This window comes from Arthrobacter saudimassiliensis, assembly GCF_059090665.1.
Genome location: NZ_JBNHFX010000001.1, coordinates 253,620 through 265,756, shown reverse-complemented (window position 1 = coordinate 265,756; position 12,137 = coordinate 253,620). Strand labels below are relative to the sequence as shown.

Genomic DNA, 12,137 nt, shown 5'->3' with positions numbered 1-12,137 from the left:
GTCGGGGGGTCGGGAAAACTCGGACTATGGCCCGGGTCGCTGGACGACCCGGTTGTCTTGGTCGATCGGCCCATTGAGGTTCTGCACTCTCCAAAGGTCGGTGATACCGGCAGCTGGGAGCCTACCGGCGCTGGCTGAACGCCGTTTTCAGGTTTTTTTCAGGATTTTTTCGGGAAACTCTGCTGCGGCACCGGAGCGGGCTCAGGCCGGCTGCGGGGCCGAACGCAGCGGCCAGCTGCCGTCCACCACGGCCTCCGGATCCCGGCGGCGCAGGTACTCCTGGAAGCTCTCCGCCTGCCCGGCGCACCAGGCCACCTGCGCGCGGTGCAGCTCCGGGGCGGGCTCAGGCCGGCTGCGGGGCCGAACGCAGCGGCCAGCTGCCGTCCACCACGGCCTCCGGATCCCGGCGGCGCAGGTACTCCTGGAAGCTCTCCGCCTGCCCGGCGCACCAGGCCACCTGCGCGCGGTGCAGCTCCGGGGCGGGCAGGCGCAGTTCCTCGAACCGCTCAGCGAGCACGGCGGCGACCCCCAGGGTCGCCATGACGTCAGCAGCGGAGGTATGCGCGTGTTCCAGCTCCACCCCGTAATGGGCGCACAACGCGGTCAGCGTGCGCTTGCCGCGGCGGTAGCGGTCCGCCTGCTTGTCCATGACATAGGGGTCGATCACCGGCATGGGCTCGGGAGCCTGCAGCCCGTGCCGGTCGCATTCGCGGTCCAGCACGGTGAAGTCATAGCAGGCGTTGAACGCCAGGACGGGGATTCCGGCCTCGAACAGCCCGGAGAGCACAGCGGCGAGTTCCGCCGCGACCGCGCCGGGCGCCTGTCCCTCGGCCCGTGCCTGTTCGGTGCTGATGCCGTGGATGGCGGTGGCCTCGGCGGGAATCTCCACGTCCGGCGCGGCCAGCCATTCGTGCTGCTGCAGCACTTCGTTCCGGGCGTTGACCAGGACCACCGACGCGGTGACGATGTGCGCGGTCTGCGGATCCCGCCCGGTCGTTTCCAGATCGAAGGCGGCTCGGGGAAGGGTGTGCCAGCTGGTGTTCATGATTCCCCAAACTACCGGCCCGCACCGACATTCCGTGATTTTTGCGCGGCTAGGCTGGAAGCATGCGGACGGAGTACGTGGAGGCGGTGCTGGCCCTGGCCCGCCTGATTCCGCCGGGGCGGGTCCTCGCCTACGGAGACCTTGCGGAGCTGCTCGGCGTCGGCGGCCCCCGCCAGATCGGCGCCGTGTTCTCCCGCTACGGGTCCGGGTCCTCCGTGCCGTGGTGGCGGGTGCTCCGCGCCTCCGGGCAGCCGCCGCGCTGCCATGAAGGAAGGGCGGGGGAGCATTATCTCGCCGAGGGCACGCCGCTGTACCGCGGCGGGGATGATGCAGCGAACTGCCGCGTGCGGATGGATGCCGCCCGCTGGCAGCCGGACGACGCGGAGTGGGCCCGGATCGCCCGGCTCGCCCGGCAGGCCGCCGGAGACGGCGGCGGTGACAGCGGCTTCGGCGGCGACGAAGGGACCGGGCCGGACCCGAAGACCGGAACGGGCGCCGTCGACAGCAGGCCTGGCCCGAGGCGATGAAGGAAATGTCAGTACCCCGTGATGGAGTATCCGCATGAGCGTTGAACTTCGGCTGGTTCCCCCGGACACCGCCCGCGCCGTCGACGTGCAGCTGAGCCCCGACCAGGCGGCCGTGGCGGAGCTGCCCACCGGCAGCGGCCCGGTGCTGGTCCTCGGCGCGCCCGGCACGGGCAAGTCCACGGTGCTCGTGGAAACCGCGGTCCGCCGGATCGGGCGGGACGGCCTGGACCCCGCAGGTGTGCTGCTGCTGTCACCGTCCAGGCTCGCCGCGGCCGCCCTCCGCGACGCGCTCTCCGCACGCCTGCAGGGCACCCTGAGCACCTCCCCGGCCCGCACCTGGGCCTCCTACGCCTTCGACCTCATCCGCCGGGCCAAGGCCGAGGGGCGCCTGCCGCATATCCAGCGCCCGCCCCGCCTGCTGTCCGGCGCCGAGCAGGACGTCATCATCAAGGAGCTGCTGGAGGGGCACGGGCAGCACGGCGTACCGCAGCTGCCCTGGCCCGAATCCCTGGAACTGGCCCTGCCGACCCGCGGCTTCCGCCAGGAGATCCGGCAGCTTTTCGACCGGGTGATCGAGCTCGGCCTGAGCCCGGAGGAACTGGCCGAGCACGGACGGCGCCACGGGCGGCCGGACTGGACGGCCGCCGCGGCGCTTTACGCCGAGTACCGCGACGTGCTCGATATCCGCATGCCCGAGGCCTTCGACCCGGCCGGCATCATCACCAGCGCCCTGCAGATCCTGCAGCAGGACCCGGAGTTCCTGGCCGCCGAACGGGCCCGGCTGCAGCTGATCCTGGTCGATGATCTGCAGGAGGCCAACCCCGCGATCCACGACCTGCTGGCCGAGCTGGTGGGGGGAGGCGGCGGCGCTGCCTCCGACGCCGTGCTGACCGCCTGCCCCGATACCGTGGTGCAGGGCTTCCGCGGCGCCCGGCCCGACCTGGTCGGCCGGCTCTCCCACACCCTGGGCGCCGAGCCGCAGACCCTGGTCCTGCACACCTCGCACCGGCTCAAGGGCACGGTGGCTGAGGCCTGGCAGCGCACGGCCGCGCGCATCGCCGTCGCCGGCAAGCTGCCCTCCTACCGGCTGCTCGCCGACACCGTCCCGCCCGTGGACAGCGCCGACGAGGCCGGGGGAACGGACGCAGCCGGGGCACCCCCGGCAGATGGCGGCGGGCGACGGGCCGCCGCCCACGTGGTGGACTCGCCCATGCACGAACAGCGCTACATCGCCCAGCGCATCCTGCAGGCGCAGCTGCTGGACGGCCGGTCCCTGGCGGACATCGCCGTGATCGTGCGCACCGGCGGGCAGCTGTCCCGGCTGCAGCGCTACCTCGCCTCGCAGGGCATCGAAGCCACCATCCCCGTGGCCGAGAAGGCGGTGCGCGACGAAGCCGCCGTGCGGCCCCTGCTGGAAGCCTTCGCCGTCGTCCTGGATCCCGGGACGCTGACCCCCGAAGCCGCCGTCTCGCTGCTGACCAGCCGGATCGGCGGAGCAAGCCCGCTGGAGCTGCGCCGGCTGCGCCAGTCCCTGCGCCGCGAGGAGCGGCGTGCCGGCGGCGGGCGCGCCAGCGACGCGCTGCTGGTGGAGGCCCTGCTCGAGCCCGGCTCCGACAGCGGCCTCGCACTGGCCGGCCTGACCTGGGAGGCCCGCTCCGCCCAGCGCATCGGAGCCATGCTGCAGGCCGGGCGGCGCGCCGCCGAACAGCCCGGCGCCACCGCCGAAACCGTGCTCTGGGCCCTGTGGTCCACCTCGGGCCTGTCCAGGCGGTGGGCGGAGCTGGCCCTGGAAGGCGGCGCCAACGGTTCGCGCGCCGACCGCGACCTGGACGCGATGATGGCCCTGTTCCAGACCGCCGAACGGTACGTCGACCAGCTGCCCGGTTCCACGCCCGCGCAGTTCCTCGACTACCTGACCAGCTCCGAGCTGCCAATGGACACCCTGGCCGCGCGGGCGCAGCGGCGCGAGGCCGTTGAACTGCTGACACCGGCCAGCGCCGCCGGGCGCCAGTGGCCGGTGGTGATCGTGGCCGGCATCCAGGAGGGGGTCTGGCCCAACCTGCGGCTGCGCGGCGAGCTGCTGGGCAGCGGAGACCTGGTCTCCGCCGTGGAGCACGGCGACGACTTCCGCAGGCACCGCAGCCCGGTGTCCCTGATGCACGCCATCCGGCACGATGAGCTGCGCAGCTTCTCCACCGCCATTTCCCGTGCCGGCGAGGAACTGATCTGCACCGCGGTGGAGTCGGAGGACGAGCAGCCCTCCCAGTTCCTGGACCTCGTCGATCCGCTGCCGGCGCAGGCGAAGAAACGGCCCCGGACCGAGGTGGTCCGCCCGCTGACGCTGCGCTCACTGGTCGCCGAGCTGCGCGCCGCAGCCCAGCAGCCGGAGGCCGATCCCGGCGCCGCCGCGGAGGCACTCAGCCATCTGGGCACCATGCTGAACCACCCCTGGCCGGTTCCCGGAGCCCATCCGGACTCCTGGTGGGGGCTGGCCGACCTGTCCACCCGCGCCCCCGTGATTCCGCCGGACGCGGTCATTCCGGTCTCGCCGTCCAAGGTGGACGCGGTGCTGAAGTCCCCCCTGAGCTGGTTCGTCTCCGCGGCCGGCGGCGAGGCCGCCACCGATTTCGCCCGCTCGCTGGGCACGCTCGTCCACCAGCTGGCCCAGGAGATGCCCGACGCCACGGGCAGCGAGTACGCAGCGGAGCTGCAGCGCCGCTGGCCCTCGCTGGGCATGAAGGACAACTGGGAGGGCCGCAAGGACCTGGAGCGCGCCGAACGGATGGTCCGGAAACTGGCGACCTACGTCATCTCGATGCGGCAGGAGGGCCGCTCCCTCGTCGACGTCGAAAAGGACTTCGAAGTTGCCCTGCCGGTGCTGCTGGACGGCGTTGAGCGGACCGCCCTGCTGCGCGGGCAGATCGACCGGCTCGAACGCGACAGCCAGGGCCGGCTCTACATCGTGGACCTCAAGACCGGCAAATCCGCCCCGTCGAAGAAGGACCTTGAGCAGCATCCCCAGCTCGCCGCCTACCAGGAAGCCGTCCGCGAAGGCGCCCTCGACGACGACGGCGGAGCACCCGGGACGCCCGGCGGCGCAGCCCTGGTCCAGCTGGGCACCGATGCCGTCAAGGTCGCCGTGCAGGAGCAGCCGGCCCTGGCGCCCGACGCCGGCTGGGCGCGGGAGATGATCGAGCAGGCCGCGGGCCTGATGTCCGCCGCCGAGTTCGAAACCCGGCACGAGGCCGGCGGCGGCTACGGCGGCCACGGCTGCCGGCTGCCCGAAATCTGCCCGCTCTGCCCCGAAGGAAAGCAGGTCACCGAATGAGCGTCTCCCTGGCCGACGTCGCCGGCTCCGGCACCGGGGAAGGCATCCGCTACTCCGCCCACCGGCTGGCCGAGCTGCTGGCCGACCCGGGGGAGAAGGTCCTGTATCCCACTCCGGAACAGGTCCGGGTGATCGAGGCGCCGCTGGAGCCGCTGCTGGTCATCGCCGGCGCCGGGTCCGGCAAGACCAAGACGATGGCGGACCGCGTGGTCTGGCTGGTGGCCAACGGGCTGGTCGCGCCCGAGCAGATCCTCGGCGTGACCTTTACCCGCAAGGCGGCGGGGGAGCTGGCCACCCGCATCCGACAGCGGCTGGCGCTGCTGTACCGGTACCAGGACGCCGAGGCCGGCATCGACCCGGGCTCGGCCGACGCCGAGGCGCGGATGGAGCCGACGGTCTCCACCTACCACTCCTACGCCAACGGCATCGTGGGTGATTACGGGCTGCGCATCGGTGTCGAGCGGGACTCGGTGATGCTCGGCGGCGCGCAGTCATGGCAGCTGGCCAGCCAGGTCGTGGAGGCCTATGCGGGCGAGTACGAGCATTTCATCGCGGCCAAGTCCACCCTGGTCAGCGCCGTGCTGCAGATGGCCTCGGAGTGCTCCGAGCACCTGGTCTCCCCGGCGGAGGTCCGCGCCCAGCTGCAGGAGCACCTCTCCTGTGCGGCGGCGCTGCCGTACCAGTCGGGCAAGACCAAGGCGCCCACCGCGGCGGTGAAGAAGATGCTGGACCGGCTGCGCACCCGCATCACGGTCACCGAGCTGGTGGAGGCCTACCAGCAGGCCAAGGCGGACCGCCGGCAACTGGACTTCGGCGACCTGGTGGAGCTCGCCGCGCGGATCGCCGGCAGCATTCCGGAAGCCGTGCAGATGGAGCGCGCCAAGTACCGGGTGGTGCTGCTGGACGAGTTCCAGGACACCTCGCACGCCCAGATGGTGCTCTTCTCCCAGCTGTTCGGCGACGGCCGGGCGGTGACCGCCGTCGGCGACCCGCACCAGTCCATCTACGGGTTCCGCGGCGCGTCCGCCGGCCAGCTGGGCACGTTCCGGGAGAAGTTCCCGGTGGTGGCGGCCGACGGCGACCGGTCGCTGGCTCCGGTGGCCACCCTGACCACCGCCTGGCGGAACGACACCTCCATCCTCGCCGCCGCCAATGCCGTGGCCGCCCCGCTGAACGCCAAGGCCCCGTGGCTGCGCGTGCAGCGGCTGCCGCCGGTGCCGCCGCTGGCGAAGAATGAGCGTGCCGGGGTGGGCGAAGTGCTGCTGGCCCGGTACCTGAGCGAGACCAGCTTTACCGACGGCGAGGGGCCGGACGCCCCGCGGATCGCCGGCGAAGCCGAGGAGGTCGCGGACATGATCGCGCGGGTGCGCACCCGCGGGCGTTTCGACGCCGGAGAAATGCCCACCGTGGCCGTGCTCTGCCGCAGCCGGCGCCAGTTCACCGCCTTCCAGAAGGAACTTGAGGCACGCGGCGTGCCCGTGCAGGTGGTGGGACTGGGCGGGCTGCTCTCGACCCCCGAGGTGGTTGAACTGCTGGCCGTGCTGCGCGTGCTGGGCGATCCCGGCCGCTCGGACTCCATGCTGCGTATCCTGGCCGGGTCGCGCTGGCGGATCGGGCCGGCGGACCTGATGGCCCTGGCCGACTGGTCACGCCACCTGGTGCGGGTGCGGGAACGCGCCGCGACCATCCGTGAAGCCGCCGATGTCCACGTTCCCGACGAGCCGGGCGAAGCGGATGTGCTGGAGGCGGACATGGCCGAGGCCGGCAGCCTGGTCGAGGCCGTGGACTCCCTGCCCCGGGCCGAGTGGGTCTCCAACGCCGGCCGCTCGGTCTCCGAGGAGGGGCTGCGCCGCCTGGCGAGACTGCGGGACGAACTGCGGGCCCTGCGCACCTTCGTGGGCGAGGACCTCATCACGCTGATCGGCGAGGTCGAACGGCGGATCCTGCTCGACATTGAAGTGGCCGCCAAGCCCGGCGTGAACGTCCATGAAGCCCGGCGGAACCTCGACGCCTTTGCCGACGCCGCCGCGAACTTCAGCGCGTCCGCGGACCGGGTGGACCTGGTGGCGTTCCTCGCCTGGCTGGAGGCGGCCAACGAAGAGGAAAACGGCCTTCCGGTCACGCAGCTGGAAGCCAGCCGGGAAACCGTCCAGCTCCTCACCGTGCACGCGTCGAAGGGCTTGGAGTGGGACGTGGTGGCCGTGCCGGGCCTGAACCTGGGCCAGTTCCCCAGCGACAAGGACTCCCGCTGGAGTTCCGGGCACGCGGCGATCCCGTGGCACCTGCGCGGCGACGCCCCCGACCTGCCGCAGTGGGAGTGGGATCAGGAGGACCAGAAGACCTGGCTGGAGTGCGAAAAGCTGTTCGCCGACGATGCCCGCGGGCACGCCGAGCGGGAGGAACGGCGGCTGGCGTACGTGGCGTTCACCCGGGCCCGGCATCTGCTGATCTGCACCGCCAGCGCATGGGGCGGCGGACGGTCCAAACCGACCGGACCGTCCGACTACCTGGAGGCGCTGCACGGTCTGGCCGCCGACGGCGAGAACGGCTATCGGGTCCTGTCCTGGACTCCCGTGGGAGAGGAAGGCGATGCGAACCCCGCCGCCACGCGGCCCGAGACCGCCGTGTGGCCCATCGACCCGCTGGGCGGGCGGCGGGCGCCGATGGAGCAGGCCGCCGCAGCAGTCCTTGCCGCAGCGCAGGAGCAGGCGGCGCCGGCGGACTCCGGTGCGGCCGTAGCGGAAGCAGGCCGCTGGAGCCGCGAGGTCGAACTCGTCCTGGCCCGCCACCGGCCGCCGGAGTCGGTGGTCTCCGTGCAGCTGCCCGAACACATCTCGGCCTCCATGCTGGTCGACCTGCGCGAGGATCCGGAGGCCGTGACCCGGCAGCTGCGCCGGCCGGTGCCCAGGGCGCCGGGCATCGCCGCCCGCAAGGGCACGGCCTTCCATGCCTGGGTCGAGGAGTTCTTCGGCCGGGCGGGGATGCTCGACATTGACGAGCATCCGGGCGCGGCGGATGCCTACGTCGACGAGGCCTATGACCTCGAACAGATGGTCGCCACCTTCCAGGCCTCGTCGTGGGCGCAGCGCGAGCCCGCCTTTGTGGAGGTGCCCGTTGAAACCCGGGTGCAGTCCGTCGTCGTGCGCGGCCGGATCGATGCGGTGTTCCGTGACGCCGACGGCAGCTGGGACCTCATCGACTGGAAGACGGGGGCGCCGCCCTCGGGCAGGGCGCTGGAGGTCCGGGCGGTCCAGCTGGCCGTCTACCGGCTGGCCTGGTCCCGGCTGCAGGGCGTGCCGCTGAAGGACGTGCGGGCTGCGTTCTACTTCGTGGCCGCGGATAAGCTGGTACGCCCGCACAACCTGCTGGGCGAGGCCGAGCTGGAGAAGATCATCCTCGACGCGGCCGCCCGCTGACCCTGCGCAAGGGGCAACGGCACAGACGGGGCCTGGCAAGGGGCGCGGGGCGCGGGCGCGCGCCGGCCCCTGCCGGGGATCACCTGCCGGCGGCCCGGCTCGCCGCCGTGTCGCCCCCGGTCAGGGTCTCCTGGAGAGCCCGCCCGTAGATGAGGACCAGCTGCTCCCGGGGCGCGGCCAGCGTGGCCGCATCCTGGATGATCCACAGCGTGGTCATCAGGCCCTGCAGCTGAGAAGCGAAGATCCGGGCCCGCAGGTCCGCGTCGCCGGCCGACAGCCGCCCGCGGACGGGCTCGACGAACTGCGTATTCATGTCCTGCTCCAGCCGGGCCCGTACCACCGGGCTGTCCGACGCCCGGATCAGCGCCGAAAACACCCGGCGCCCGGCTCCGCCGTTCTCGAGCAGCGCCCGGACCACCCGGTAGCCCAGGTCCTCGACCTGCCCGTCCATGAGTCTGAAGCTGTCCTCTGACGGACTCAGCGCTTCCAGGAAGAGGGCTTCCTTGGATCCGAAATGGTGGTTCACCAGTGCGGGGTCCACCCCCGCGGCCGCCGCAATCTCCCGCACGCCGGTGCGGGCAAAGCCGCGGTCGCCGAACAAAGCGGCGGCGGCTGCCCGAATGGCGGCCTTGGTGGTCTCCGACTTGGACAGCCGCGCGGGCTGCCCCGGCCCGCCCACGCCCCCGCTGCTCCGGTCCATCCCCTGCATTACGAAAGCTCCTCATCCCCAAATCCCCCCAACGGGATTCGACTCCAGTCGATGATAGTTCTAGGGTCAATAATTCAACGCTGTTGAATTTTGTGGGCTTCCCCGACGCCTTCGCGGCGGGGAAGCCAGGCACTACGAAAGGCAAAGATGCGGCTGGACAATGCGCAGACCCCCCACCCGGACATCGACCTCGAGGAGATCCGGCGCAAATACGCCAGGGAGCGGGACCGCCGGATCCGGCCTGACGGGCTGGGGCAGTACCGCTCCGCCGTCGGCGAGTTCGGCTACTACGCCAAGGACCCCTACACTCCGCGGTCCGAACGTGAACCGCGGACGGACCGGGTCGAAGCACTGGTGATCGGCGCCGGCTTCGGCGGGCTGCTCGCCGCCTCCCGGCTGCGGAAGGCCGGGCTCGGCTCGGTCCGGCTGATGGACGAGGCGGGCGACGTCGGCGGCACGTGGTATTGGAACCGCTACCCCGGAATCCACTGCGACATCGAGTCCTACGTCTACATGCCGCTGCTGGAGGAAGTCGGCACCATGCCGAGCAAGCGGTACGCGCCCGGTGAGGAAATCCGGCGCCATGCCGTGGCCATTGCCGAACACTACGGCCTCTACCGGGACGCGCTGTTCCAGACCCGGGCCACGGAACTGACCTGGGATGAAGCGGAGGAGGAGTGGATTGTCTGCACCGACCGGGGCGACCGGTTCCGGGCACGCTGGGTCATTTCCTCCTCGGGCACCCTGACCCAGCCCAAGCTGCCGGGCATCCCGGGCATTGAGGGCTACCGGGGCCACACCTTCCACACCAGCCGCTGGGACTACGGGTACACCGGCGGAACAGCCGACGGCGGCCTCACCGGCCTGGCCGACAAGAAGGTCGCCGTTGTGGGAACCGGCGCCACCGGCATCCAGGTCATTCCCCACGTGGCCCGCGACGCCGAGCACCTCTACGTTTTCCAGCGCACGCCGTCCACGGTCGACGTGCGCGACAACCGGCCCACGGACCCGGCCTGGGCAGCGTCTTTGAAGCCGGGCTGGCAGCGGGAACGGATGGAGAACTTCCTCGCGGTCCTGGCCGGAGAGCCGGTCGGGGAAAGCCTGGTGCAGGACGGCTGGACCGCGACCACGGACCTGCAGCGGCAGATCCTCTCCGGGGCCGTGGACAGCGGCCTCAGCAGCGGGGAGCGGCAGCTGCGGGACGAACTGGCCGACGCCGCGGTGATGAACCGGATTCGGGCCCGGGTGGATGAGGTCGTCGAGGATCCCTCGACGGCCGAGCTGCTCAAGCCCTGGTACCGGTACATGTGCAAGCGTCCCTGCTTCAGCGACGAATACCTGCAGAGCTTCAACCGGCCCAATGTCACCCTGGTCGACACCGCGGACCATGGCGGGATCACCCGGATGACCGAGCGCGGCGTCGTCGTCGGGGACACCGAGTACGAGGTGGACTGCGTCATCTTCGCCACCGGGTTCGACGTCGGCATCTCCGGGGTGATGTCCGGTTCACTGCCGGTGTACGGCCGGGACGGCCAGGCCCTGCTGCAGGCCTGGAGCCGCGGCCCGAAGACCCTGCACGGCTTCTACTCCAACGGGTTCCCGAACCTGTTCCACCTCAGCGCGCTGCAGAACGCCAACTCGGTCAATTTCGTGCACATCCTGCAGGAGCAGGCCGAACACATCGCGGCCGTCATTGCCCGGGCGGACGAGATGGGCGCGCGGACCGTGGAGCCCACGGCGGAGGCCCAGGAGGAGTGGGTCGCCACTGTGCTCGAGACCGCAGCGGACAACCGTGCCTTCCAGGCCGAGTGCACTCCCGGCTACTACAACGGCGAGGGAACCCGGGCGATCGCCGGTGCCTCGTACAGCCCCGGTCCGGTGGCCTTCCACCGGCTGCTGCGCGAATGGCGGGAAGCCGGCATGGCCGACGTATTCGGCACAGCTGAGCGCTTCGGCGGCGTGCCGGAACCCAGCGGCGCCGGTCGGCCGCGGTGAAGTCCCCGACCGTGAGCCGTGGGGTTCCGGCCCCGGGCCGCCACCGAGACGGCCGCCGGGCTGCAGCAGCGGCGGCGGCCGCCACTGCGGCGCTGGTGCTGGCCGGCTGCACGGCTGCGCCCGCCGACGACGGCGGTGACGGCGACGTCGACGGCGGCGCGGACCAGGCCTCCGGTGCCGTTCCGGCTGTGCGGACTGCGGAGCGGGCAGCGTCGGTGAGTGACGTGCATCGGGAAACCGGGATGACCCTGCTTGAGGGGCCGGTTCTCGCCGCGGGAGGCGAGCTGTATGTCACCGACGTCGCGGCGCCTGCCGGGGAGCCGAAGCTGCTGCGGGTCGACCGGGAGTCCGGGCAGAGCCGGGAGGTGTACACGGACGACGCAAGCGCACTGACCTCGGCGCAGTTCAGCCCGGCGGATGGGCGGCTCTACCTGACCGATTTCGCCGGCGGCCGGATCCTGAGCCTGCCGGCGGATGGGACCGGGCCGGCGGAGGTGTTCTTCTCCGGCGAGGTGGAGGGCAAGGTCATGCGCCCGGATGACATCGCCTTTGATGCCCGCGGCAACCTTTTCGTGACTGATTCATCCGGGTTCTCCGATCCCTACTGGGAGGCCTCGGGACGGGTGGTGCGCATCGACGGGGAAACCGGGCAGGCCACTGTGCTGGCGGAAGGCCTGCCGGCTCCGAACGGGATAGCCTTCACCCCGGACGGATCCAGGCTGTGGGTCACTCACAACACGGGCAACCGGGTGGACCTGTTCACCCTGAACGGGGACGGGACCGCGGTCGTGACCGCCCACCCCGCCATCCACGTCAGCGCCGGTGCCGCGCAGGTGGACTCCGCGGCCGTGGACTCGGCCGGGAACCTCTATCTGGGGCTGCACAACCGGCCCGCGGTGCTCGTCTACAGCGAGTTGGGCGAGCAGCTTGCGGTCATCAAGGCGCCCGAGGAGGGACTGTCCTCGGCCACGAACCTGGTGATCGAGCCGGGCGGCAGGCAGGGCTGGATGACGGTCAGCGGCGGCTCCGGCGGCTTCGTGTACTCCTTCGAGGCGCTCGCCGACGGGCTCCAGCTGCCGGACGGCGGCTGAAGCCCGTCGCCGGGCCCGGCCGGAAA

At 71.7% G+C, this 12,137-nt stretch carries 7 protein-coding genes; 5 read left to right on the top strand and 2 right to left on the bottom strand.

Going from position 1 to position 12,137, the window contains the following annotated elements; genetic code table 11:
* Positions 1-343: 343 nt before the first annotated feature.
* Positions 344-1,045 (bottom strand): 3'-5' exonuclease, encoded by a 702-nt coding sequence (locus AC5RV6_RS01155; RefSeq protein ID WP_494005453.1) that lies wholly within the window; start codon positions 1,043-1,045, stop codon positions 344-346.
* A 62-nt stretch (positions 1,046-1,107) separates the two neighbouring features.
* On the opposite strand from AC5RV6_RS01155, the gene AC5RV6_RS01150 reads away from it, so the two are divergent.
* From AC5RV6_RS01150 to AC5RV6_RS01140, 3 genes are read left to right on the top strand one after another with little or no spacing between them, the layout of a single operon-like run.
* The gene (locus tag AC5RV6_RS01150) at positions 1,108-1,572 is read left to right on the top strand and encodes an MGMT family protein (protein WP_494005452.1); all 465 of its coding nucleotides are present in this window, start codon (positions 1,108-1,110) and stop codon (positions 1,570-1,572) included.
* Between the two features lie 34 nt (positions 1,573-1,606).
* Positions 1,607-4,900: an ATP-dependent helicase gene (locus tag AC5RV6_RS01145; protein WP_494005451.1), complete on the top strand. Its 3,294-nt coding sequence runs from the start codon at positions 1,607-1,609 to the stop codon at positions 4,898-4,900.
* Positions 4,897-8,316, top strand: coding sequence for an ATP-dependent helicase (locus tag AC5RV6_RS01140; protein ID WP_494005450.1), 3,420 nt, complete (start codon positions 4,897-4,899; stop codon positions 8,314-8,316). Before AC5RV6_RS01145 ends, AC5RV6_RS01140 begins: the two co-directional genes overlap by 4 nt.
* A 79-nt stretch (positions 8,317-8,395) precedes the next feature.
* On the opposite strand, the gene AC5RV6_RS01135 is transcribed toward AC5RV6_RS01140, so the two are convergent.
* Positions 8,396-9,025: a TetR/AcrR family transcriptional regulator gene (locus AC5RV6_RS01135; protein ID WP_494005449.1), complete on the bottom strand. Its 630-nt coding sequence runs from the start codon at positions 9,023-9,025 to the stop codon at positions 8,396-8,398.
* A 147-nt stretch (positions 9,026-9,172) separates the two neighbouring features.
* Between AC5RV6_RS01135 and AC5RV6_RS01130 the strand changes: the two genes are divergently transcribed.
* Positions 9,173-11,020: a flavin-containing monooxygenase gene (locus tag AC5RV6_RS01130; RefSeq protein WP_494005448.1), complete on the top strand. Its 1,848-nt coding sequence runs from the start codon at positions 9,173-9,175 to the stop codon at positions 11,018-11,020.
* An 11-nt stretch (positions 11,021-11,031) separates the two neighbouring features.
* Entirely contained in the window at positions 11,032-12,111 is a 1,080-nt protein-coding gene (locus tag AC5RV6_RS01125) for an SMP-30/gluconolactonase/LRE family protein (protein WP_494005447.1), read from the top strand.
* The last annotated feature ends 26 nt before the right edge of the window (positions 12,112-12,137 follow it).